The organism is Tessaracoccus sp. MC1865 (assembly GCF_017815535.1).
GTDB lineage: Bacteria > Actinomycetota > Actinomycetes > Propionibacteriales > Propionibacteriaceae > Arachnia.
On sequence record NZ_CP072596.1, the window covers coordinates 2,180,447 to 2,205,124 of the forward strand.

Consider the following 24,678-nt stretch of genomic DNA (forward strand, 5'->3'; position numbering starts at 1 on the left):
CGCTTCGGGGCGGAGCCAGCAGAGGAGGCGGGAACGGCGAAGGGGCCGCACAGCCAACCTGTGCGGCCCCTTCGCGGGATCAGTAGATCAGATCACTTGAGGATCTTGGTGACGTTGCCTGCACCGACGGTACGGCCGCCTTCACGGATGGCGAACTTGAGGTTCTCCTCCATGGCGATCGGCTTGTTGAGGTGCACGGTCATCTCCGTGTTGTCGCCGGGCATGACCATCTCGGTGCCAGCGGGGAGCTGGACGACGCCGGTCACGTCGGTGGTGCGGAAGTAGAACTGCGGGGAGTAGTTCGAGAAGAACGGCTTGTGACGGCCGCCCTCTTCCTTGTTCAGCACGTAGACGTTCGCCTCGAAGTCGGTGTGCGGGGTGGTCGAGCCCGGCTTGATGACGACCATGCCGCGCTCGACGTCTTCCTTCTTGGTGCCGCGGAGCAGCAGGCCGACGTTCTCGCCAGCGCGACCCTCGTCGAGGATCTTGCGGAACATCTCAACACCGGTGACGGTGCTGGTCTGCTTCTGCTCGCGGATGCCGATGATGTCGACGGTGTCGCCGGTGTTGACGATGCCGCGCTCGATGCGGCCGGTGATGACGGTGCCACGACCGGTGATCGTGAAGACGTCCTCAACGGGCATCAGGAACGGCTTGTCGGTGTCGCGCTCGGGCTGCGGGATGTACTCATCCACGGCCTCCATGAGCTCGAGAACCGACTTGCCCCACTTCTCGTCGCCGTTCAGGGCGGGGAACGCGGCAACGCGGACGATCTTGGTGTCTTCGAAGCCCTGAGCGCTCAGGATCTCGTCGAGTTCCATCTCGACCAGGTCGATGAGGTCAGCGTCGTCATCGTCGATCATGTCGCACTTGTTGAGCGCGACGACGATCGCCGGCACGCCAACCTGGCGAGCCAGGAGAATGTGCTCGTGGGTCTGAGCCATCGGGCCGTCGGTGGCGGCGACCACGAGAATGGCGCCGTCCATCTGAGCCGCACCGGTGATCATGTTCTTGACGTAGTCAGCGTGTCCGGGGCAGTCGACGTGCGCGTAGTGACGCTTCTCGGTCTGGTACTCGACGTGCGAGATCGAAATGGTGATACCACGCTGGCGCTCTTCGGGCGCCTTGTCGATCTGGTCGAACGCCGAGGCAGAGTTCCACTGCGGGTACGCGTCGTGCAGCACCTTCGTGATCGCCGCGGTGAGAGTGGTCTTGCCGTGGTCGACGTGTCCGATGGTGCCGATGTTGCAGTGCGGCTTGGTCCGCTCAAACTTGGCCTTTGCCACGAGGGCTCCTTCTTGGATCTCGCCACGCACTCTGCGCAGCTCTAGATTTTTGGGGTTCCCGATGCCGGTAGGGCACAAGGGACTCATTCATTTTTGTCCAGTGAGCGCCGATAGTCAAACCAGCGGTGCCCACACTGATCGGTCAGTCTAGCGAACATGCTCAAGCAGCGGCGCGGCGGGGCTCATATCTGGCCCTGGTGGCCCCAGGGTGAGGGCCGCACCATCGTGATGTGTGCGATCCCGGCCTCGTCGAACGGCTCCCCCACCGGCTCGAACCCGAAGCCCGCATACAGGGCCTGGACGTAGGTCTGGGAGTGCAACACGATCGGCTCGGCACCCCGGCGGTCCACGGCCTCCCGGAGGAGCACGCGGGCCAGGCCCTCACCTCGCCGGTCGCTCCGCACCGCCACCCGGCCCAGGGCCCAGGAGGCGCCGTGTTCCGGCGTGGCCAGCCGCAGCGTGCGCAGGTAGGCCGCCGCTCCCCCGTCGTCGTGGATGGCGTAGTGCAGCGTCTGCGGTGCGCGGTCGTGCGCGTCGAAATCCTGGACGTCGGCACGCTGCTCCACGTAGAACACCACCGAGCGCAGCACGGCGATGTCGAAAAACTCGTCCTTGCCCAGTTCGCTCCAGGTCCTGATCCGCATGTCCACAGCGTCACTGTATAGAAAACCGGCCGGGAGCTCTCGCTCCCGGCCGGTCTCACACATCGTGGGGCCGAGTGTTACTCGCCCTTCGCCTTGGCGACGATCTCTTCCATGATGTTCTTCGGGGTCTCAGCGTAGGAATCGAATTCCATCGAGTAGTTGGCCTGGCCCGAGGTCTTCGAGCGCAGGTCACCCACGTAGCCGAACATCTCCGACAGCGGCACGAGTGCCTTGACGACGCGGTTGCCGTGCAGTTCATCCATGGACTGGATCGAGCCACGACGCGAGTTCAGGTCACCGATGACGGTGCCCAGGTAATCCTCGGGCGTGGTGACCTCGACGGCCATGATGGGCTCCAGGATCGCCGGGTCCGCCTTGCGGGCGGCTTCCTTGAACGCCATGGAGCCGGCGAGCTTGAACGCCAGTTCCGAGGAGTCGACGTCGTGGTAGGCGCCGTCGGTCAGCGTCACCTTGATGTTGTCGACCGGGTAGCCGGCGAGCACGCCGAACTGCAGGGCCTCCTTGACGCCGGCGTCCACCGCGGGAATGTACTCGCGGGGGATGCGGCCGCCGGTGACGGCGTTGACGAACTCGTAGCCGGAGCCGGGCTCGGTGGGCTCGAGGTCGATGATGACGCGCGCGAACTGGCCGGAGCCACCGGTCTGCTTCTTGTGCGTGTACTCGACCTTCTGCACCTTGCGGCGCAGGGTCTCGCGGTACGCGACCTGCGGCTTGCCGATGTTCGCCTCGACCTTGAACTCCCGCTTCATGCGGTCGATCAGGACGTCGAGGTGCAGCTCACCCATACCGGCGATGATGGTCTGCCCGGTCTCCTCGTCGGTGTGGACCCGGAAGGTGGGGTCCTCCTCCGCGAGACGCTGGATGGCGTGCGACAGCTTCTCCTGGTCCGACTTCGTCTTCGGCTCGATCGCCTGCTCGATGACGGGGTTCGGGAAGGTCATCGACTCCAGCACGATGGGGTTGACCGGGTCGCACAGGGTCTCGCCGGTGGTGGTGTCCTTGAGCCCCATGACCGCGCAGATCATGCCGGCACCGATGGAGGGGATCTCCTCACGCTTGTTGGCGTGCATCTGGTAGATCTTGCCGATGCGCTCCTTGCGGCCCTTGGTCGAGTTGAGGACCTGCGAACCAGACTGCAGGACGCCGGAGTAGACGCGCACGAAGGTCAGGCGACCCAGGTGCGGATCGGCGGCGACCTTGAAGGCGAGGGTCGACAGCGGCTCGTCGTCGGAGGGGTGACGCTCGAGCTTGACGTCCTCGTGGCCGGGCTTGAAGCCGTCGATGGCGGGCACGTCGAGCGGCGACGGCAGGTAGGCGACGACCGCGTCGAGCAGGGGCTGCACGCCCTTGTTCTTGAACGAGGTGCCACAGACCACGGCGGTGAACGCGTTGGTGATGACGCCCTTACGGATGGCCGCCTTGACCTGCGCGACCGAGGGCTCCTCGCCTTCCAGGTACAACTCCATGATGTCGTCGTCCACGTCCGCCACCCGCTCGATGAGCGTGGCGTGGGCAGCCTCGGCCTCGGCCCGGAGCTGGGCGGGGATCTCCTCGACGTCGTAGTCCTCGCCCATGGCGGTCTCGCCGCGCCACGTCAGCGCGCGCATCTCCACGAGGTCGACGACGCCCAGGAAGTCACCCTCGGAGCCGATGGGCAGCTGCAGCAGCACCGGATCGGTGTTGAGGCGCTCGCGGATCGTCTTGACGACGTGGCTGAACGAGGCGCCGGTGCGGTCGAGCTTGTTGATGTAGCAGATGCGCGGCACGCCGTACTTGGTGGCCTGGCGCCACACGGTCATCGACTGCGGCTCGACGCCGGCCACGCCGTCGAACACCGCAACGGCGCCGTCGAGGACGCGGAGCGAACGCTCGACCTCGACCGTGAAGTCCACGTGGCCGGGGGTGTCGATGATGTTGATCAGGTGGTCGTGCCAGAAACAGGTCGTCGCGGCGGACGTGATCGTGATGCCGCGCTCCTGCTCCTGCTCCATCCAGTCCATGGTGGCCGCGCCGTCATGGGTCTCACCGATCTTGTGGTTCTTGCCGGTGTAGAACAGGATGCGCTCGGTCGTGGTGGTCTTGCCGGCATCAATGTGCGCCATGATGCCGATGTTGCGAACCTTGTTCAGGTCGGTCACAGTTCGGTCCTTCTCGAGTATCGAAGAGTCAGGTCGTTAGACGGTGAGAGCCCCCGTACCCTGCGGTACGGGGGCAGTTGAATCACCAGCGGTAGTGGGCGAAGGCGCGGTTGGCCTCGGCCATCTTGTGCGTGTCCTCGCGGCGCTTCACGGAAGCACCCAGACCGTTCGAGGCGTCGAGAATCTCGTTCATGAGACGCTCGGTCATCGTCTTCTCGCGACGAGCGCGGGAGAAGCTGACGAGCCAACGCATCGCCAGAGTGTTCTGACGGCCGGGCTTGACCTCGATCGGCACCTGGTAGGTGGCGCCGCCGACGCGACGGGACTTGACTTCGATCGAAGGCTTGACGTTGTCGAGAGCCTTCTTCAGCGTCTGGACCGGATCGGTACCGGTCTTGGCGCGGGTGCCCTCGAGGGCGTCGTAGACGATGCCCTGGGCGACGGACTTCTTGCCGTCGAGCAGGATCTTGGAGACGAGCTGCGAAACGAGCGGCGAACCGTAGACGGGGTCGATGACCACGGGACGCTTCGGGGCGGGACCCTTGCGAGGCATTACTTCTCCTTCTTGGCGCCGTAGCGGCTGCGGGCCTGCTTGCGGCCCTTGACACCCTGGGTGTCGAGCGAGCCGCGGACGATCTTGTAGCGCACACCGGGGAGGTCCTTCACACGACCACCGCGGACGAGCACCATCGAGTGCTCCTGGAGGTTATGGCCGACGCCCGGGATGTAGGCGGTGACTTCGATGCCGGAGCTCAAACGCACACGCGCGACCTTACGGAGCGCGGAGTTCGGCTTCTTCGGCGTGGTGGTGTACACGCGAGTGCACACGCCGCGACGCTGGGGCGAGCCCTTCAGCGCGGGCGTATTGCTCTTGGACGGTTTGTCCCTGCGGCCCTTCCGGACCAGCTGCTGAATAGTTGGCACCTGTTTGGTTTCACTTTCGTTGTCTGGATATTGGCGGGGGTTTCCCTGGCGCAGGTCTCCGTGTCATCTTTCCGGGTCACCGTTCCGGGCAGAAACACAGTTGGCTGCCGTGCGAACTCCGCACGCGTCAGGGTTCCTCGCAACGTTTAGGAACTGACCGTCATGCCAGGGCACGCACAATCGCGCCCTAGTCCGGGCACGCTTGCCAAGATTACTCCACCGGTGCCTGAGGGTCAAAAATCCCGCGTACCACCATGGCACCCCCCAGTGAGGTGCCGCCAGCTCCCCGTCACACAGGCCGGCCACCCTCCCGTAGGGAAGGCCTGCTCACCGCAGATACTCACGTTGTTGAACGCCCACCCCGACTCCGGGACGAACTCGCCGTTCTCAACCGTGACCACCGTCGCCCAGACCTCGGTGCCGCACCGCTCCGTCTGCGAATACAGCTCGCACGTGGTCATCCCTGACGACCGTGCGGCTGCCGTCGGTGAGCGCCGCAGCGGGACCCTCTGGAGTGCTGGACGAAGCGGTGACACTGGCATTGCGGCTCCGCTCTACGGTACCGGGCTGCGACACCGCACCGATGCTGGTCAGACCGGGGCCCCGCCCGATCCCGCGGATCCCCGCGGTGAACGTCGGCGTAGGTGCGCGTCGGGGTCTGTGCATTCCACGTCTTCTGGGAGATGACAGGGAAGGAATCCTCGATCAGACCGTCGACGTCGAGTTCGGTGGAGTCGGCGTCCACCAGGTCGTTCCACACCGCGAACCAGGCGCCGTTGGGCCACCCGCCGGCACGATGTCGGTGGCGTCGAGCCGGTTGGGCAGGCACACGTCATAGAGACGCTGGTTGTTGAGGCCTTCGCCGTGGTAGTTCGTGAACGGCAACCACATAGAGGGTGGAGCCGTTCATGTTGATGTGTTGGTAGCCGTCTGCCTCTGCACTGTCCGTCCCGTACCAACCGTTGTTCCAGGCGCCGATCAGCACGTCCCTGTCATAGCCATCAGCTGAACCGTGCATCACCGTCATGGAGCCCCACGCGGCCGGCCACTCACCGTGGCTGCGGATGTACTCAGCCGTCTCATTGAAGGAGTCCCGGTACTCCTCGGCCTCTGCCCGGCGCGCGTCTCACAAAACACCGAGCCAGTGATTTCACCATGAATCCTTTCGACGCCCCAAGACACCATCCCGGGGTTCCTCGTGTCTGCAGGTCGGGGCGATGTGCTCACCCACCTTGAGCAACACAGCCAACGGCAGCTCGGCCTTCAGCACCGGGTTCGGGGCGGGACCGATCGGCTCGAACGCGTCTGCGCAGGGCGCGGATGGTACCGCAGCGCCACCTCGATCAGCAGTCGGGGTGGGCCAGGGATTCGTTATGAAACCGAGACTGATCGATTGCGCGATTCACGTTGACGGGGGCCTCTGAGTTGAGCACCATGTGACAAAGAAAACCGTTTCACGGGTCCTCGTATGCCGCCCCGTGTCACACCATGCCGATTCGTCGGAGAGGGCATCAGAGCCCCACCCAGGGATGGCCAGAGTTGGCCTCCACTGAACCGTTTCTAGGAGGAAACGATAATGAAGCTCAATCGTCGCGGGTTCATCGGGCTGGGCGCTGCCAGCGTTGCCGTCCTCGGTCTGGCCGCCTGCGGAAATGACACCGCCGAAACCGGTACCGATCCGACTACCTCCGCCAGCGCCGGCGGAGGGGAAGCGGCAGCCGGCGGCAAGGTCGGCGTCTCGATGCCCACCCAGACCTCGGAGCGCTGGATCGCCGACGGCGACGCCGTCAAGTCGCAGCTCGAGGAGGCCGGCTTCGAGGTCGACCTGCAGTTCGCCAACGATGACATCCCGACCCAGTCGCAGCAGGTCGACCAGATGATCACCCAGGGCGTCAAGGTCCTCATCATCGCCGCCATTGACGGCACCGCGCTCGCACCGCAGCTGGATGCGGCGGCCGCAGCCGGGATCAAGGTGATCTCGTACGACCGTCTGATCCGCGACTCGGAGAACGTCGACTTCTACGTCTCCTTCGACAACTTCAAGGTGGGCGTCGCTCAGGGCCAGTCCCTCATCGACGGCCTCGCTGAGCGCTTCAGCGCCGAGAAGCCCGCCAACATCGAGCTGTTCGCCGGATCGCTGGACGACAACAACGCCCACTTCTTCTTCGACGGCGCCATGTCGGTCCTGCAGCCGAAGATCGATGCGGGCGAGTACGTCGTCCCGTCGGGCCAGACCTCCATCGAGCAGGCCGCCATCCTCCGTTGGCAGCAGGAGACCGCGCAGAAGCGCATGGAGGACCTCCTCACCGCCAACTACAGCGACAAGAAGCTCCACGGCGCGCTGTCCGCCTACGACGGTCTCTCGCGCGGCATCATCACCGCCCTGGAGAACAACGGCTACAGCGGTGACACCTTCCCGATCGTCACCGGTCAGGACGCCGAGATCGCCTCGGTCAAGCTCATCAACGACGGCATCCAGTACTCGACGATCTTTAAGGACACCCGTCTCCTGGCCGAGCAGGCCGTCAAGGCCGCCGTCGCGCTGCTCCAGGGCAACGAGCCCGAGGCCAACGACACCGAGACCTACGACAACGGCGTGAAGGTCGTGCCCTCGTACCTCCTCGACGTCACCACCGTCACCAAGGACAACGTCACCGAGGCCCTTGTGGACACCGGCTACTGGACCCAGGAGCAGGTCGACTCCGGCGTTGCCTGATCCCCGGTAACTGACGCGATGGGGCCGGTGGTTGAATACAACCGCCGGCCCCATCCCAATTGAAAGCAGGCATACCTTGAGCGACATCATTCTCGAGATGCGCAACATCACCAAGGAATTCCCCGGTGTGAAGGCGCTGTCAGACGTGAATCTCAGCGTGCGGCGGGGCGACATCCACGCCATCTGCGGTGAGAACGGAGCCGGCAAGTCCACCCTCATGAAGGTGCTGTCCGGCGTCTACCCGCACGGTACCTACGATGGCCAGATCTTCTTCGATGACGAAGAGGTCAAGTTCAACTCGATCAACCAGTCCGAAGCCAAGGGCATCGTCATCATCCACCAGGAGTTGGCGCTGGTCCCCCAACTGTCCATTGCGGAAAACATCTTCCTCGGCAACGAGCAGGCGGAGAGCGGCCGCATCAACTGGCACAAGACCAACCAGCGCGCCGCCCAACTGCTGCGCCAGGTGGGCCTCGACGAGAACCCCACCACCCTCATCCAGGACATCGGAGTGGGCAAGCAGCAGTTGGTGGAGATCTCGAAGGCGCTCTCCAAGAAGGTCAAGCTACTGATCCTCGACGAGCCCACCGCCGCCCTCAACGACACGGACTCGGCGCACCTCCTCGGCCTGCTGCGGCAACTGCGCGATGAGGGCATCACGTCGATCATGATCTCGCACAAGCTCAACGAGATCATCTCCATTGCCGACGCCAACACGATCATCCGTGACGGAATGACGATCGAGACCATCCAGAAGGGCCCGGAGATGCAGCAGAGCCGCATCATCAAGGGCATGGTCGGTCGCGACCTCGAGCATCTCTACCCCGCCCACGAGCCAAAGATCGGCGAGGAACTTTTCCGCATCGAGGACTGGTCCGTCATGCACCCCACCATCCCGGGGCGCAAGACCATCGACGACGCCAGCCTCAACGTCCGCGCCGGCGAGATCGTCGGCATCGCCGGCCTCATGGGCGCGGGCCGCACCGAACTCGCCATGAGCGTCTTCGGCGAGGCGTGGGGCCACAAGGTCAGCGGAAAGGCGTACCTGCAGGGCAAGGAGGTTGACCTCTCCTCCGTACACCAGGCGATCAACGCCGGCTTGGCATACGCCACAGAGGACCGCAAACGGTTCGGCCTCAACCTGATCGACGACATCCGCCGCAACATCTCCGCCGCCTCCCTCGACCGGCTCAAGACTCCTCTCGGGTCGGTCAATGCCAACGAGGAGATCAAGCGCGCCGAGCAATTCCGGGGCAGCATGCGCATCAAGGCGCCGTCGGTGATGACGATCGCAGGGCAACTGTCCGGCGGTAACCAGCAGAAGGTCGTCCTCTCCAAGTGGATGATGACCGAACCCGAGGTGCTCATCCTCGACGAGCCGACCCGAGGAATCGACGTCGGCGCGAAATATGAGATTTACACCATCATCAACTCACTCGCCGACGCAGGCAAGGCTGTCATCGTGATCTCGTCCGAGTTGCCCGAACTGCTAGGCATCTGCGACCGCATCTACACGCTGGCCTTCGGGCGCATCACCGGCGTCCTGGATCGCGGCGAAGCAAACCAGGAGAACCTCATGACACTCATGACCAAGGAAAGGGAGGCTGTCTGACATGGCAAGCGTCAAGAACATGCTGGGGGCGGTGAACCTCCGCCAGAGCGGCATCTTCCTGGCCCTGGTGGCCATAGTCATCCTCTTCCAAGTCTGGACGAAGGGCCTCCTGCTCAGCCCTCCCAACGTGACCAACTTGGTGCTGCAGTACTCCTACATCCTGGTGTTGGCGATCGGCATGCTGTTCGTCATCGTCGTGGGTCACATCGACCTGTCCGTGGGATCCGTGATCGCGCTCGTGGGTGCCATCGCGGCAACCCTCGTGATCAAGATGGGGCAGGCGTGGTGGGTCGCGGTGATCGCCGGGCTCGCCGTCGGCCTGCTGATCGGCCTCTGGCACGGCTTCTGGGTGGCTTACGTCGGCATCCCCGGCTTCATTGTGACGCTGGCCTCCATGCTGCTGTTCCGTGGCGCGACGTTCATGGTGCTGGGGTCCATTTCGCTGTCCCCCATGAGCAACGAGTACAAGCAGATCGCCACGGGGTTCCTCCAAGGACTCTTCGGTACAGTCCCCATCTTCGGCAAGAACGTGGACGTCTTCACGCTGCTTGTCGGCATCTTGGCGGTGGCCGGGTTCATCTTCAGCGCGCTGCGTACCCGCGCGGCCCGCATCCAGTATGAGCAGCCCGTGGAGAAAGCAGGCCTGATGGTCGCGAAGTTCGCCGCGATCGCCGTAGCGGTGCTCTTCTTCGCCTTCCAGCTCTCGGTGAGCCGGGGCTTCCCGATCGTGTTGTTCATCCTGGCCGCCCTGATCCTGCTCTACGCCTACCTGTCGCAGAACACGGTCTACGGTCGCCACACCTACGCCATCGGCGGCAACATCCATGCGGCCCGCCTTTCGGGCGTCAACGTGAAGCGCACCATCATGCTCGTGTACGTGCACATGGGTCTGTTGTCGGCCATTGCGGGCATCATCTACTCCTCGCGCGCGAACGGTGCGCAGCCCGCCGCCGGCAACGGCATCGAACTCGATGCGATCGCCGCCTGCTTCATCGGTGGCGCAGCCGTCACCGGCGGCGTCGGCCGGGTCGTCGGCGCCATCATCGGTGGCACGATCATGGCAGTCATGACCAATGGCATGCAGCTGCTCGGCGTGGAGGCACCCACTCAGCAGGTCGTCAAGGGCCTCGTGCTCCTCCTCGCCGTTGCGTTCGACCTCGTGAACAAGCGGCGCGCAGTGTCCAAGGGGTAACTGCCCGGACACTGCAGCAGGGCGGGAGACCGGTAAGCGGATCCTCGTGGCCCTCACAACACCTGCTGTAGGTGATCCGATGCACATCATGCACACGCCCGGCTGGCTCGTCCCAGCCGGGCGTTGTGCGTGGTCAGCGCTCGAACCGTTCCGGCGAGCAGCCTCAGCCGCGACACGCGGCGCTGCGCAACCGAAGGACTCGGCCGTGCAACTCCACAAAAGAACACGGTCCCCGCAACTCCCAAAACGTTGGGTGTTGCGAGGACCGTGAGAACCGCGGTTGGTTGCCTACCGCCTCGGATCAGGTTCAGCGAATCTCGCCGAAGTCCATCTCGTCGAGAGGCACGGCCGGGCCGACCACGTCAGAGCCGAACGCGTAGTCATACGGGTCGTAGCTCATCGTGTAGGCGGTGGCGCGGGCCTCTTCGGTGGGCTCAACCCGGATGTTGCGGTAACGCTCGAGACCGGTGCCGGCCGGGATCAGCTTGCCGAGGATGACGTTCTCCTTCAGGCCCAGGAGCTTGTCGCTCTTGCCCTGGATGGCGGCATCCGTGAGGACCTTGGTCGTCTCCTGGAAGGACGCGGCCGACAGCCACGACTCCGTCGCGAGCGACGCCTTGGTGATACCCATCAGCACCGGACGACCCTCGGCGGGCTTGCCACCCTCGGAGAGCGCCCGACGGTTCGAGGCCTCGTAGCTGGGACGGTCCACGAGCTCGCCCGGCATCATGTCGGTCTCACCCGAGTCGATGACGGTCACGCGACGCAGCATCTGCCGGATGATGATCTCGATGTGCTTGTCGTGGATGGGGGCGCCCTGCGTGCGGTACACACGCTGGACCTCCTCCACGAGGTGCTCCTGCACCTTGCGGAGACCACGCACGCGAAGCACGTCCTGCGGGTCCACCTGGCCGGCGGTCAACTGCTGACCGATCGACACGCGGACGCCGTCCTGGATGTGGATGCGCTGACCCGTGTTGTCCTCGAACTCGAGGCGGGTGCGGCGGCCGACCGGGTACTCCAGGTCCTCACCACCGTCGTCACGCACGATGACGATCTTGCGCGAACGGTCACCGTCCTCGATCCGCACGACGCCGTCGGCCTCTGCGATCGGTGCCTTGCCCTTGGGCTGGCGGGCCTCGAAGAGCTCCGTGACACGCGGCAGACCCTGCGTGATGTCGTCGCCAGCCACACCACCGGTGTGGAAGGTACGCATCGTCAGCTGGGTACCGGGCTCGCCGATGGACTGGGCAGCGACGATACCGACGGCCTCGCCGACATCCACGAGCTTGCCGGAGGCCAGCGAACGGCCGTAACACATGGCACAGGTGCCGGCAGCCGACTCACAGGTGAGCACGGAGCGGACCTTGACCGTGGTGACCCCGGCCTCGACCAGCTTGAGGATCTCGGCGTCGCCCAGGTCGGTTCCGGCCTGGACCAGCACGTTGCCCTTGGCGTCGACGGCGTCGACGGCCAGCGAGCGTGCGTAGACGGCGGTCTCCACGTCGACCGGGGTCTCCACGGAGGCGCCCTTGGCGAACGGCTCGGCGGGGATCTCGATCGGGCGGCCCGTCTCGTCCGCACCTGCGGTGGTCCACTTGGCGATGACCTTGGAGAGGCCACGCTCGGTGCCGCAGTCTTCCTCGCGGATGATCACGTCCTGCGAGACGTCGACCAGACGACGGGTGAGGTAACCGGAGTCTGCGGTGCGCAGAGCGGTGTCGGCCTGGCCCTTTCGGCCACCGTGCGTCGAGATGAAGTACTCGAGCACCGACAGGCCTTCGCGGAAGTTGGACTTGATCGGGCGGGCGATGATCTCGCCCTTCGGGTTGGCCACGAGTCCTCGCATGGCGGCGATCTGGCGCATCTGCGTCATGTTTCCTCGAGCGCCCGAGTCCACCATCATGAAGATGGGGTTCTCGGTCGTGAAGTTCGCCTTCATGGCCTCCGTGAGTTCCGTGGTGGCGTCACCCCAGATGCCGATCAGCTCGGACCGACGCTCGTCCTCGGTCAGCTGACCGCGGTCGTAGAGCGTGTCGATCTTGGTCGCGCGACGCTCGTAGACGTCAAGGATCTCGGCCTTCTGCGGCGGGGTCTGGACATCCGAGATGGACACCGTCACGCCGGAGCGCGACGCCCACTTGAAGCCCACGTCCTTCAGGTTGTCGAGCGCAGCCGCGACCTTGACCTTCGGGTACGTCTCCGCCAACTCGTTGATGATCGGGCCCAAGACACGCTTGCCGACGACGGTGTTGACGTAGTGGAAGTCCTCCGGCAGCGCCTCGTTGAAGAGGGCGCGACCGAGCGTGGTTTCCACCAGCACCGAACCGTCGGGGCGGGGCTCGACGCCGTCCACGACGACGTCACGCAGCACGATGCGGCACCTGGCGCCGATCGACAGGTCGCCGCGGTCGAAGGCCATGATGGCCTCGGCCAGCGACGAGAAGAGCCGGCCCTGTCCCTTGCCCTCACGTTCGGAGGTGAGGAAGTAGTGACCGATGATCATGTCCTGCGTGGGCATGGTCACGGGGCGGCCGTCTGCCGGCTTCAGGATGTTGTTGGTCGAGAGCATCAGCACGCGTGCCTCAGCCTGGGCCTCGGCCGACAGCGGGAGGTGCACGGCCATCTGGTCACCGTCGAAGTCGGCGTTGAACGCCGTGCAGACGAGCGGGTGGATCTGGATGGCCTTGCCCTCGATGAGCTGGGGCTCGAACGCCTGGATGCCGAGGCGGTGCAGGGTTGGTGCACGGTTCAGCAGCACGGGGTGTTCGGTGATGACCTCTTCGAGGACGTCCCACACGACGGGGCGCTGACGCTCCACCATGCGCTTGGCGGCCTTGATGTTCTGGGCGTGGTTCAGGTCGTCGAGACGCTTCATCACGAACGGCTTGAACAGCTCCAACGCCATGGCCTTCGGCAGACCGCACTGGTGCAGCTTCAGCTGAGGACCGACCACGATGACCGAGCGGCCCGAGTAGTCGACGCGCTTGCCCAGGAGGTTCTGACGGAAGCGACCCTGCTTGCCCTTGAGCATGTCGGAGATCGACTTCAGCGGGCGGTTGCCCGGCCCGGTGACGGGACGGCCACGACGGCCGTTGTCGAACAGCGAGTCGACGGCCTCCTGCAGCATCCGCTTCTCGTTGTTGACGATGATCTCGGGTGCACCGAGGTCGATCAGCCTCTTGAGACGGTTGTTGCGGTTGATGACGCGGCGGTACAGGTCGTTGAGGTCCGAGGTGGCGAAGCGGCCACCGTCGAGCTGCACCATGGGGCGCAGGTCCGGGGGGATGACCGGGACGACGTCCAGCACCATCGACGACGGCGCGTTCTGGCCGTTGAGGAAGGCGCTGACCACCTTGAGGCGCTTCAGGGCACGCGTCTTGCGCTGGCCCTTGCCCGTGGCGATGGTCTCGCGCAGCGAGATGGACTCGGCCTTCAGGTCGAAGTCCTGCAGGCGCCGCTGGATCGCCTCGGCGCCCATGGAACCCTCGAAGTACTTGCCGAAGCGCTTCTTCATCTCGCGGTAGAGGATCTCGTCGCCCTCGAGGTCCTGGACCTTCAGGCCCTTGAACCGCTGCCACACCTCGTCGATGCGGTCCAGCTGACGCTGCGCACGGGTGCGGATGAGGTTGGCTTCCTTCTCGCCGGCCTCGCGCACCTTGCGCTTGACGTCGGCCTTGGCGCCCTCTTCCTCAAGAGCGGCCAGGTCCTCTTCCAGCTTGCGCATGCGGGTTTCGATGTCCGCGTCACGCTTGCCGGCGACCTGCTTGGACTCAGCCTCGACCTTCGCCTGCAGCGAGGAGAGGTCGCGGTGGCGGCCCTCCTCGTCGACGGAGGTGATCATGTGCGCGGCGAAGTAGATGACCTTCTCGAGGTCCTTCGGAGCGATGTCCAGCAGGTAGCCGAGACGGCTGGGGACACCCTTGAAGTACCAGATGTGGGTCACGGGCGCGGCCAGCTCGATGTGCCCCATGCGCTCGCGACGCACGTTGCTCCGGCTCACCTGGACGCCACAGCGCTCGCAGACGATGCCCTTGAAGCGGACGCGCTTGTACTTGCCGCAGTAGCACTCCCAGTCACGGGTGGGGCCGAAGATCTTCTCGCAGAAGAGGCCGTCACGCTCCGGCTTGAGGGTTCGGTAGTTGATGGTCTCGGGCTTCTTGACCTCGCCCTCGGACCACTTCTGGATCTGCTCGGTGCTCGCGAGACCGATCCGGAGTTCATCGTAGAAGTTCACGTCCAGCACGTTTGGCTTCTCTTTCCCCTACTTCGGCAGTAGGCGCCTGTGAGACAACGGCGATCTCGCCAGTCTCGGATTTCAAGTGTGTGCGAGCGAAGCAAGCTCCGCTGGTGGGCTCACGTGGGGCGCAGCCCCCCGCGGATCAGACTTCGCCGACGTCCATGAAGTTGTCGCTACCGGGACGGCGACCGAGATCGATACCGAAGTCTTCGGCCGAACGCATGTCGTCCTCCGAATCGGTCAGGTCGATGACGGTTCCGTCGTCGGAGAGCACCTCTACGTTCAGGCAGAGGGACTTCATTTCCTTGACGAGCACCTTGAAGGACTCAGGGATGCCCGGCTCGGGGATGTTCTCCCCCTTGACGATCGCCTCGTAGACCTTGACGCGGCCAGGCACGTCATCGGACTTGATGGTGAGCAGTTCCTGCAGCGCCCAGGCGGCACCATAGGCCTCGAGGGCCCACACTTCCATCTCACCGAAGCGCTGGCCGCCGAACTGGGCCTTACCGCCGAGCGGCTGCTGGGTGATCATCGAGTACGGGCCGGTCGAACGCGCGTGGATCTTGTCGTCGACCAGGTGGTGGAGCTTCAGCATGTACATGTAGCCCACGCCGATCTTCTCCGGGTACGGCTCGCCGGAGCGGCCGTCGAAGAGGCGGGCCTTGCCAGTGGAGTCCACCAGGCGGTCTCCGTCGCGGGTGGTCAGCGAGTTGGCGAGGAGACCAGCGATCTCCTCCTCGTTGGCACCGTCGAACACGGGGCTGGCGACCTTGGCGTCGCCGTCGACGTGGCCGAGGCCGACGTCACGGAGGCGCTGGGCCCATTCCTCCTGGACCCCGGTGATGTCCCACCCGGTCTTGGCGATCCAGCCGAGGTGGTTCTCGAGGACCTGGCCCACGTTCATTCGCGAGGGCACACCCAGCGGGTTCAGCACGATGTCGACGGGGGTGCCGTCCTCGAGGAACGGCATGTCCTCCACCGGAAGGATCTTCGAGATGACGCCCTTGTTGCCGTGGCGGCCGGCGAGCTTGTCGCCGTCGGAGATCTTGCGCTTCTGGGCCACGTGCACGCGAACCAGCTGGTTCACGCCGGGGGGCAGTTCGTCGTCGTCCTCGCGGTTGAACACGCGCACGCCGATGACGGTGCCGGATTCGCCGTGGGGAACCTTGAGCGACGTGTCGCGCACCTCGCGGGCCTTCTCGCCGAAGATGGCGCGCAGCAGGCGCTCCTCCGGCGTGAGCTCGGTCTCGCCCTTGGGCGTGACCTTGCCCACCAGGATGTCGCCGGCGGAGACCTCGGCGCCGATGCGCACGATGCCACGCTCGTCGAGATCAGCCAGCATCTCGTCGGAAACGTTGGGGATCTCGCGGGTGATCTCCTCGGCGCCCAGCTTGGTGTCGCGGGCGTCGACCTCATGCTCCTCGATGTGGATCGAGGTGAGGACGTCGTCCTGCACGATGCGCTGCGACAGGATGATGGCGTCCTCGTAGTTGAGGCCCTCCCACGGCATGAAGGCCACGAGGAGGTTCTTGCCGAGTGCCAGTTCACCCTGGTCCGTGCAGGGGCCGTCTGCCAGCGGGGTGCCGATCTCGACCCGGTCGCCCGGGCCGACCAGCGGACGCTGGTTGATGCAGGTGCCCGCGTTGGAGCGGACGAACTTGTCCAGCTTGAAGCTGGAGTACGTACCGTCGTCGTTGGCGATCTCCAGGAGATCTGCCGAGACGGAGCTCACGACGCCGGGCTTGCGGGCCAGGGTGACGTCACCGACGTCGACGGCGGCGCGGTATTCCATACCGGTACCCACCACGGGTGACTCGTTGCGGAGCAGGGGCACCGCCTGGCGCTGCATGTTGGCGCCCATGAGGGCACGCGAGGCGTCGTCGTGCTCGAGGAACGGGATCAGCGCCGTGGCGATGGAGACCATCTGGCGCGGGGACACGTCCATGTACTCGACCTCGGCGACGGGGACCTCGTCGGCGTCGCCGTGCTTCAGGCGGACGAGCACGCGCTCCTCCGTCAGGCGGCCGTCCTCGTTCACTGCGGCGTTGGCCTGCGCGATCGAGTAGCGGTCCTCCTCATCAGCGGTGAGGTAGTCGATCTGATCCGTCACGTGACCGTCGACGACCTTGCGGTACGGGGTCTCGATGAAGCCGAACGCGTTGACTCGGGCGAACGAGGCCAGCGAGCCGATGAGGCCGATGTTCGGGCCTTCAGGGGTCTCGATGGGGCACATGCGGCCGTAGTGCGACGGGTGGACGTCTCGGACTTCCATGCCTGCGCGGTCACGGGAGAGACCACCGGGGCCCAGCGCGGACAGACGACGCTTGTGCGTCAGGCCGGCGAGCGGGTTGTTCTGGTCCATGAACTGCGACAGCTGCGAGGTTCCGAAGAACTCCTTCAGCGCCGCGGTCACCGGGCGGATGTTGATCAGCGTCTGCGGCGTGATGGCCTCGATGTCCTGCGTGGTCATCCGGTCGCGCACGACGCGCTCCATGCGGCCCAGGCCGGTGCGGAGCTGGTTCTGGATCAGCTCGCCCACGGTGCGGAGACGACGGTTGCCGAAGTGGTCGATGTCGTCGGCCTCGACGGGGAGGTCACCCAGGAATTCCTTGTGCTCGTGCAGGGCGACGATGTAGCCGATGGCTGCGGAGATGTCGTCCTCGGTGAGCACCTGCTGATCGAACGGGAGCTCGAGGCCGAGCTTCTTGTTGATCTTGTAGCGGCCGACCTTCGCCAGGTCGTAGCGCTTGTCGTTGAAGTAGTAGTTCTCGAGCAGCTGCTGCGCAGCGTCACGTGCCGGGGGTTCGCCCGGACGGAGCTTGCGGTAGATGTCGAGGAGTGCCTCGTCCTGCGTCTTGACGGTGTCTTTCTCGAGCGTCAGCCGCATGGACTCCGCGTCGCCGAACTCAGAGAGGATGCGGTCTTCTGTCCAGCCGAGCGCCTTGAGCAGGACGGTGACGTTCTGCTTGCGCTTGCGGTCCAGGCGCACGAAGACCATGTCGCGCTTGTCGATCTCGAACTCGAGCCACGCGCCACGCGACGGGATGACCTTGCAGGAGAAGATGTCCTTGTCCGAGGTCTTGTCGGGGGTCTGCTCGAAGTAGACGCCGGGCGAGCGCACGAGCTGCGAGACGACGACACGCTCGGTGCCGTTGATGATGAAGGTGCCACGGTCCGTCATCAGGGGGAAATCGCCGATGAAGACGGTCTGGGACTTGATTTCACCGGTCTCATTGTTGGTGAACTCAGCGGTGACGAAGAGCGGTGCCGCGTAGGTGGTGTCGCGGTCCTTGCACTCCTCGATCGTCCACTTGGGCTCCTCGAAGCGGTGGTCGCGGAACGACAGCTGCATCGAGTCCTGGAAATCGGAGATGGGTGAGATCTCGGCGAAGATCTCTTCCAGGCCGGAGCGGGTGTTGACGTCGGTGCGGCCGGCAGCGAGCTGCTCTTCGACCTTCGCCCGCCAGGTCTCATTCCCGATCAGCCAGTTGTATGCGTCGATCTGCAGGTCCAGGAGGTTGGGAACCTCCAGAGGCTCGTGAATCTTCGCGAACGAGATACGACCGGTGGACGAGACGACATTGGTGTTCTTCAACGCAGAGCGCGAGGCGGCCAAGATTGGGTCCTTCCAAGAACGCTTGAAGCAAATATCCGTGCATGGCGAACTGCCCGTGTCAAATCACGGGCGCAACGCATAGCGGGGCAAAGAACCACTATAGATCAAATAGCCGCGGACGGCAACAACCGCCGGCCCCCGGATTTCGGCCTGCGGTGGAAGGGTCGACGTCGACCTCGCGGGACCGATGATACCGCTCCGGCTGGCGGTGGCAAGTGAAAACGGCCCGCCCCCTCGCGGGGACGGGCCGTCGGAAGAGTTGGTGACTCTAGATCACTTGAACTCGACGGTACCGCCGGCGGCCTCGAGGGCCTCCTTGGCCTTGGCAGCGGTGTCCTTGTCGACGCCCTCGAGCACCGGCTTCGGAGCACCCTCGACGAGGTCCTTGGCCTCCTTCAGGCCGAGGGAGGTCAGAGCGCGCACCTCCTTGATGACGGCGATCTTCTTCTCGCCGCCCGAGGTCAGGATGACGTCGACCTTGTCGGAGGCAGCTTCCTCGTCGCCGTCGCCAGCGGCGTCGCCGGCAGCGGCAGCCGGAGCGGCCGCAACGGCCACCGGAGCAGCGGCGGTCACGCCGAAGGTGTCTTCGAACAGCTTCACGAACTCGGAGAGCTCGATGAGGGTCATCTCCTTGAAGGCGTCAAGGAGCTCTTCGTTGTTGAGCTTAGCCATGAGGCTTTCCTTTCAGATTGGTCCGCAGCGTGCGGAACAGTGTTGTTATTCCGCAGCTTCCGCTGCTTCAGGTGCCGCTTCCGCGGCGGGGGTCTCGTCCGTGGCTTCGGTGGCCGGCGCGGAGCCAGCACCACCGATCAAGGAGGGGTCAGCCTGTGCGGCGTCGCGCAGCGCGCCGAGCACGCGAGCGCCCTGCGACAGCGGGGCAGCCAGCATGTAGGCGGCCTTGGCCAGGTTGGCCTGGAGCGCGCCTGCCATCTTGGCCAGCAGAACCTCGCGGGATTCGAGGTCGGCCAGCTTCAGAACAGCCTGGGCGTCGAGGAACTTGCCTTCCAGGACACCACCCTTGATTGCCAGAGACGGATTTGCCTTCGCGAAGTCACGCAGCCCCTTGGTGGCGGCTGCGATGTCACCCGTGACGAAAGCGATAGCCGTGGGGCCGGTGAGGGTCTCGTCGAGCCCTTCGATTCCGGCTTCCTTGGCAGCGATCGCCGTCAGGGTGTTCTTCGCAACGGCGTAGGTGGCGTTCTCACCGAGCGAACGGCGCAGCTGCTTGAGCTGCGCCACGGTGAGACCGCGGTACTCGGTCAGCACTGCCGCTTCGGACTTGCTGAAAGCCTCAGCCAGTTCCGAAACCTTGGCAGCCTTATCCGGCCTCGCCATATGAGTCTCCTTCCGGTCTAACACCTCTGCCCGCCGTGACGGGCGGCCCGAGGGCCGAAGTGACGCAAGACACAAAAACGCCCCGGCGCTCAGGCGGCGCGGGGCGGACAGGTATAACCTATTCTTCTCACGTTCACCTGCGCGGGTGCCATGTGGCTTTATGGCTGTTGAGCCACCTGCGGTCTTCGGCTCCCGAAACGATACCGGATGCCCACCCGGGCGCCAAATCGTCGGCGCCGGCCACCCCTGGGGCCGCACCCAATGCAGTCCCAGAGGCCTCGTCCATTAAGATTTGGCAGTTGAATCATCCCGTCTCCGCCTTGAGAGAAGAACTGACATGCGCCGAATCCTCGCCGCCAGCCTGCTGGCCGCACTCACGCTGACCGCCTGTGGCGGGCAGGACGCCTCCGGGCCGGCCGACGCCGCCGACTCCACGGACCGCAGCCACGACGTGTCCGGCGTCCAGAAGGTGGACGAGATCGCGGCCCTGCTGCCCGCCGCCGTCGCCGACAAGGGCACCCTGGTCGTCGGTGCCGCCGTGGACTACGCCCCGGCCGAGTTCCGCGCCGATGACCTGCAGACCGCCATCGGCTACGACGTCGACCTCAGCAAGGCGCTCGGCAACGTGCTGGGCCTCAAGGCCGAGGTCGTCGACGGCGAGTTCGCCTCGCTGCTGGCCGGCATGGGCTCGAAGTACGACATCGGCATCTCGTCGTTCACCATCACCCCCGAGCGCACCGCCAGCTACAACATGATCAGCTACATCACGGTCGGGTCCAGCTTCGCCGTCAAGAAGGGAAACCCCGACGGCCTCAACCCCGACGACGTGTGCGGCAAGGCCATCGGGGTCCAGACCGGCACATGGCAGGAGGAGGAGCTCGGCATGTTCAACGAGGAGTGCGCCGCCGCCGGCAAGGACGCCATCGAGGTCCTCTCCTACCCCCGGCAGAGCGACGTGACCACCAATGTGGTGGGCGGCAAGGCCGACGCTTTCTACGCCGACTCCACCGTGGCCAGCTACTCCGTGGCCATCACCGGTGACCAGCTCGAGGTCGTCGGTGACGTCCGCGACGCGGCCCCGCAGGGCATCGTCGTGCCGCAGGACGATGCGGCCCTCACCGAAGCCGTGCAGAAGGCCATGCAGCACCTCATGGACGACGGCACCTGGCAGGCCATCCTCGACTCCTGGGGTGTCGACGAGGCCGCGCTGGACACTGCTGAACTGAACCCGGAGGGCTGATCCCCGTGCCCACCCGACCGGAGTTGATCCGCGCGCGCCCTGTGCCCAGACCCAGCGTCTGGATCTGGGCGGCCATCGTCCTGGTGCTGTTCGCCCTTCTGGTCTACAGCCTGTTCACGAACCCCAACTACCGCTGGGACGTGGTCGGCCAGTACCTGTTCGACGCGCGGGTCATCTCCGGTGTGGGCTGGACCCTCATCCTGACGGTGCTGGCCATGGCGCTCGGCATCCTGCTGGCGGTCACCACCGCCATCATGCGGATGGGCACCAATCCCATCCTGCGCGCCGTGGCCTACGTCTACATCTGGTTCTTCCGCGGGACCCCCATCTACACCCAGCTGGTGTTCTGGGGCCTCATCGCGGTGCTGTACCCCCGGATGGGGGTGCCGTTCGGCCCCGAATGGTTGCAGTTCGACACGCAGGACGTGATCAACGCCACCGTCGCAGCCGTGCTCGGTCTGGGCCTCAACGAGGGCGCCTACCTCTCTGAGATCGTGCGCGGCGGGCTCAGCTCCGTCGACAAGGGTCAGTGGGAGGCGTCGACAGCGCTGGGCATGAAGCGCTCGACGACGCTTCGTCGCATCGTCATCCCGCAGGCCATGCGGGTGATCGTGCCGCCCACGGGCAACGAGACCATCTCCATGCTGAAGACCACCTCGCTCGTGCTGGCAGTGCCGTTCTCGCTGGAGCTGACGTTCGTCACCAACGCCATCGGTAACAAGAGCTTCCTGCCCGTGCCGCTGCTGATCGTCGCCGCCATCTGGTACCTGAGCATCACCTCGGTGCTGATGGTGGGGCAGGCACGCCTGGAGCGCTACTACGGCCGGGGCTTCGACAACTCGGAGACCGCCGGCGGAGGCAAGGCCAAGGGCGTCTCGAAGAAGCAGCAGGCCATCCTCGCCTCCGGTACCGTCCATGAAGACCCCAATCTGGAGGTGACCCCGTGACCACCACGACCCCCATGGTCGACATCCAGGGCGTGCACAAGTTCTTCGGTGAACTGCACGTCCTCAAGGGCATCGACCTCCAGGTGCAGAGGGGCGAGGTGTGCGTCGTGCTGGGGCCCTCAGGCTCCGGCAAATCCACCCTCATCCGCTGCATCAACGAACTGGAACAGATCAGCGCCGGCCGCCTCTACGTCGACGGCGACCTCATGGGTCTCCGCGAGGTCGACGGGGTGCTGCACAGGCTCAGCGACAAGCAGATCGCCAAGCAGCGCGAGCGCGTCGGCATGGTGTTCCAGCGGTTCAACCTCTTCCCCCACATGACCGCGCGCGAGAACGTGATGGAAGCGCCGCGCCAGGTCCGCGGCCTCGGGAAGGCCGAAGCCGCCACGCTGGCCGACGAGCAACTGGCCCGCGTCGGGCTCTCGGACCGAGCCGACCACTACCCCGCCCAGCTCTCCGGTGGCCAGCAGCAGCGCGTGGCCATAGCCCGCGCCCTCGCGATGCAGCCGGACCTGATGCTGTTCGACGAGCCCACCTCCGCGCTCGACCCGGAGCTGGTGGGCGAAGTGCTCAGCGTGATGAAAGAACTTGCCGCCAGCGGCATGACGATGGTCGTGGTGACGCACGAGGTCGGCTTCGCCCGTGAGGTCGCGGACCAGGTGGTGTTCATGGACGACGGCGTGATCGTCGAACGCGGCACCCCCCGCGATGTCATCGACAACCCACAACAGCAGCGCACCGCGGAGTTCTTCGCCAAGGTCCTCTGAGGCCCCCTCCCCTGGTCACTGCGGACGCTCACGGCGAGAATTCTTCACCCGCCGTCACGCAACAAGGCCCCGGTCGATCCGTAGATCGCCGGGGCCTCGGAGTAGGACCAGGGGTGGTTACCAGACCCTGGTGCCCTTACCGCCGCGCATGGGGACGAAGTTGAGGATCAGGCCAACCACGATCAGGATGATTCCGATCCAGGTGAGGATCGAGATGTTCGCGATCAGGCCAATGATGAGGAGGATGATTCCGAGTACTACCATGATGGCCAACCCCTTCGGTTGATGGTCTTTCCAAGCGGGGTACCGCTCTTCCCAACTAGCTTTCCGGTGTTGCAGAGCGGGGCAACACATCCAAATGGGTGAGTTGCCCCGGTGTAATTTGCGGTACCCGACGTGGGCTCTCAGAGCCTCACACGTTCCTCCACCCACGATGCCTCGCTGCGGACCTCTCGCCCGACGACCAGTTCACCGTCGACGACAAACCCCTCCTCGCGCTCGGAGAGATAGCGGATCAGACGCTGCCGCCAGTGCCCCAACTCGTCCGCTCGTGCTGCGTCATGGGAGAGGTCCTGCAGCTCGGTGGGATCGGCGTCGAGGTCGAAGAACTGTTGGATGCCTGATCCGGACCACCATACGAACTTGCGGTGGCCATCCGTCACCCAGTGCATCGACTCCCACCCCTGCATGCTGTAGGTGTGCTCGCCGTGGATCTCCTCGCGCCATGACACCTCTTCGCCCCGGATCAGGGGCAGGACACTGGCGCCGTCGAGCGACTCGGGGATCTCGGCACCGGCGATGTCGAGGATCGTCGGCATGACGTCGCGCAGTTCCACCACCTCGTCGACGCTCGGCACCACCTTCTCGCCACCGGGGAGGCGCAGGATGAACGGGATGCGCGCGCTGCCCTCATACCCGACCGACTTCCGGTGGAAGTGGTGATCACCCAGCATGTCGCCGTGATCGGAGACGAACATGATCGCGGTGTTGCGAAGGAGGTCGAAGTCGCTCAGCGCCTCGACCATCCGGTTGAGTTGGTGGTCAATCTGGGTGATGAGCCCGAAATAACCGGCGAGGGCCCGACGGCGCACCTCAGGTCGCTGTTTCCCCAAGGAGGCGTCTGCCAGATGGTCACGCCGGTAGTCGGCGAACCGGTCGACCCAGTCCCCTACCGGCGCTTCCCCCAGGTCAGCGTCCAGGTACTGATCCAATGCCCAGGCAGGCGGGTCGTAGGGTGCGTGGGGGCGGTGGAAGGACAGATACAGGAAGAAGGGCATCGTAGGATCTCGGCGGTGGAGCCAGTCAACGGCTTCAGACATGATCCACGACGTGGGGTGGTAGGCCTCATCCTTGTCCCACGGCCTGGCCATCATCGAGTTGCACCCCACCCCGTGATCGGTTTCCGCGGCCGCCGCCATGCCCGGCTGCCTGCGCAACCAGGTGCTGTAGTCGTCGATGAGTTGCAGGTTGCGCCCGGCCATCTGGCGGGCGAAGTGCAGGAAGCCATCATGCAGCCTGACATCGTCGAAGCCGATGCGGTCGCGTTCGGGGTAGACGTGCATCTTGCCGATGGCCTGCGTCTGGTATCCCGCCCGACCGAGTTCACGGGGCAGCGTGGTCTCATACAGGTCGCTGAAGGCCACCCCCTCGCGGTACCCGTACCGGCCGTGCGACTCCTGGTTCAGGCCGGTCATGAGCCCCACCCGAGCCGGCACGCAGGTCGGCACCGCCGAGTAGGCGTGCGGGAACGTCGTTCCTTCGGCCGCCAGGGTGTCCAGGTAGGGCGTCTGGACAACGGGGTGACCGGCGCCGGACATCGCGTCACCGCGCATCTGGTCGACGCAGACCAGGATGATGTTGGTCCGCTCGGTCATCCCCCCACCGCCCCGGAACGAGGCTGTGAAGGCGGACCGGTGACGAGAAGAGGGGTCATGCGCTGTGCTCCTGTGCACTCGATGCTGCTGGCTAGACGATTCACCGTGCGCAGCAGCACTGTCAAG

At 65.1% G+C, this 24,678-nt stretch carries 17 protein-coding genes; 6 read left to right on the plus strand and 11 right to left on the minus strand.

Annotated features, from left to right (window positions below; genetic code table 11):
* Positions 1 to 92: 92 nt before the first annotated feature.
* The 5 genes from tuf to rpsL all read right to left on the minus strand — a co-directional run bounded on the left by tuf (position 93) and on the right by rpsL (position 5,013).
* Positions 93 to 1,286: an elongation factor Tu gene (gene tuf, locus J7D54_RS10205; RefSeq protein ID WP_182763800.1), complete on the minus strand. Its 1,194-nt coding sequence runs from the start codon at positions 1,284 to 1,286 to the stop codon at positions 93 to 95.
* A 182-nt stretch (positions 1,287 to 1,468) separates the two neighbouring features.
* Entirely contained in the window at positions 1,469 to 1,930 is a 462-nt protein-coding gene (locus J7D54_RS10210) for a GNAT family N-acetyltransferase (RefSeq protein WP_182763801.1), read from the minus strand.
* A gap of 77 nt (positions 1,931 to 2,007) precedes the next feature.
* A complete protein-coding gene (gene fusA, locus J7D54_RS10215; RefSeq protein WP_182764228.1) occupies positions 2,008 to 4,053 on the minus strand; it encodes an elongation factor G in 2,046 nt (681 codons plus the stop codon).
* A 118-nt stretch (positions 4,054 to 4,171) separates the two neighbouring features.
* Positions 4,172 to 4,642, minus strand: coding sequence for a 30S ribosomal protein S7 (rpsG, locus tag J7D54_RS10220; RefSeq protein WP_182763802.1), 471 nt, complete (start codon positions 4,640 to 4,642; stop codon positions 4,172 to 4,174).
* Positions 4,642 to 5,013 (minus strand): 30S ribosomal protein S12, encoded by a 372-nt coding sequence (gene rpsL, locus J7D54_RS10225; RefSeq protein WP_076060716.1) that lies wholly within the window; start codon positions 5,011 to 5,013, stop codon positions 4,642 to 4,644. The genes rpsG and rpsL overlap by 1 nt, the downstream gene beginning before the upstream one ends.
* 1,576 nt (positions 5,014 to 6,589) lie before the next feature.
* Here rpsL and chvE point away from each other — a divergent pair.
* The 3 genes from chvE to mmsB all read left to right on the plus strand — a co-directional run bounded on the left by chvE (position 6,590) and on the right by mmsB (position 10,533).
* Positions 6,590 to 7,729 (plus strand): multiple monosaccharide ABC transporter substrate-binding protein, encoded by a 1,140-nt coding sequence (gene chvE, locus J7D54_RS10230; RefSeq protein ID WP_182763803.1) that lies wholly within the window; start codon positions 6,590 to 6,592, stop codon positions 7,727 to 7,729.
* A 76-nt stretch (positions 7,730 to 7,805) separates the two neighbouring features.
* Entirely contained in the window at positions 7,806 to 9,341 is a 1,536-nt protein-coding gene (gene mmsA, locus J7D54_RS10235; RefSeq protein WP_209455107.1) for a multiple monosaccharide ABC transporter ATP-binding protein, read from the plus strand.
* Between the two features lies 1 nt (position 9,342).
* Positions 9,343 to 10,533 (plus strand): multiple monosaccharide ABC transporter permease, encoded by a 1,191-nt coding sequence (gene mmsB, locus J7D54_RS10240; protein WP_182763804.1) that lies wholly within the window; start codon positions 9,343 to 9,345, stop codon positions 10,531 to 10,533.
* 307 nt (positions 10,534 to 10,840) lie between these two features.
* Here mmsB and rpoC read toward each other — a convergent pair whose 3' ends face one another.
* From rpoC to rplJ, 4 genes are all read right to left on the minus strand, one after another.
* Positions 10,841 to 14,779: a DNA-directed RNA polymerase subunit beta' gene (rpoC, locus tag J7D54_RS10245; RefSeq protein ID WP_182763805.1), complete on the minus strand. Its 3,939-nt coding sequence runs from the start codon at positions 14,777 to 14,779 to the stop codon at positions 10,841 to 10,843.
* Positions 14,780 to 14,915: 136 nt separating this feature from the next.
* Positions 14,916 to 18,389, minus strand: coding sequence for a DNA-directed RNA polymerase subunit beta (gene rpoB, locus J7D54_RS10250; protein ID WP_182763806.1), 3,474 nt, complete (start codon positions 18,387 to 18,389; stop codon positions 14,916 to 14,918).
* 273 nt (positions 18,390 to 18,662) lie between these two features.
* Entirely contained in the window at positions 18,663 to 19,061 is a 399-nt protein-coding gene (gene rplL, locus J7D54_RS10255; RefSeq protein WP_182763807.1) for a 50S ribosomal protein L7/L12, read from the minus strand.
* Between the two features lie 45 nt (positions 19,062 to 19,106).
* Complete coding sequence (gene rplJ, locus J7D54_RS10260) at positions 19,107 to 19,724, minus strand: 50S ribosomal protein L10 (protein WP_182763808.1); 618 nt, start codon at positions 19,722 to 19,724, stop codon at positions 19,107 to 19,109.
* 337 nt (positions 19,725 to 20,061) lie between these two features.
* On the opposite strand from rplJ, the gene J7D54_RS10265 reads away from it, so the two are divergent.
* From J7D54_RS10265 to J7D54_RS10275, 3 genes are read left to right on the plus strand one after another with little or no spacing between them, the layout of a single operon-like run.
* Positions 20,062 to 20,964 carry an ABC transporter substrate-binding protein gene (locus tag J7D54_RS10265; RefSeq protein ID WP_182763809.1) on the plus strand — a complete coding sequence of 301 codons (903 nt, stop codon included), beginning with the start codon at positions 20,062 to 20,064 and terminating at the stop codon, positions 20,962 to 20,964.
* Positions 20,965 to 20,969: 5 nt separating this feature from the next.
* Entirely contained in the window at positions 20,970 to 21,911 is a 942-nt protein-coding gene (locus J7D54_RS10270) for an amino acid ABC transporter permease (protein WP_256437877.1), read from the plus strand.
* A 14-nt stretch (positions 21,912 to 21,925) separates the two neighbouring features.
* On the plus strand, positions 21,926 to 22,678 hold the full coding sequence (locus J7D54_RS10275) for an amino acid ABC transporter ATP-binding protein (protein WP_182764231.1): 753 nt from the start codon (positions 21,926 to 21,928) through the stop codon (positions 22,676 to 22,678).
* A gap of 117 nt (positions 22,679 to 22,795) precedes the next feature.
* Here J7D54_RS10275 and J7D54_RS10280 read toward each other — a convergent pair whose 3' ends face one another.
* Both J7D54_RS10280 and J7D54_RS10285 read right to left on the minus strand, forming a co-directional pair.
* Positions 22,796 to 22,942 (minus strand): hypothetical protein, encoded by a 147-nt coding sequence (locus J7D54_RS10280; RefSeq protein ID WP_182763810.1) that lies wholly within the window; start codon positions 22,940 to 22,942, stop codon positions 22,796 to 22,798.
* A gap of 140 nt (positions 22,943 to 23,082) precedes the next feature.
* Positions 23,083 to 24,552: an arylsulfatase gene (locus J7D54_RS10285; RefSeq protein ID WP_182763811.1), complete on the minus strand. Its 1,470-nt coding sequence runs from the start codon at positions 24,550 to 24,552 to the stop codon at positions 23,083 to 23,085.
* Positions 24,553 to 24,678 lie beyond the last annotated feature (126 nt).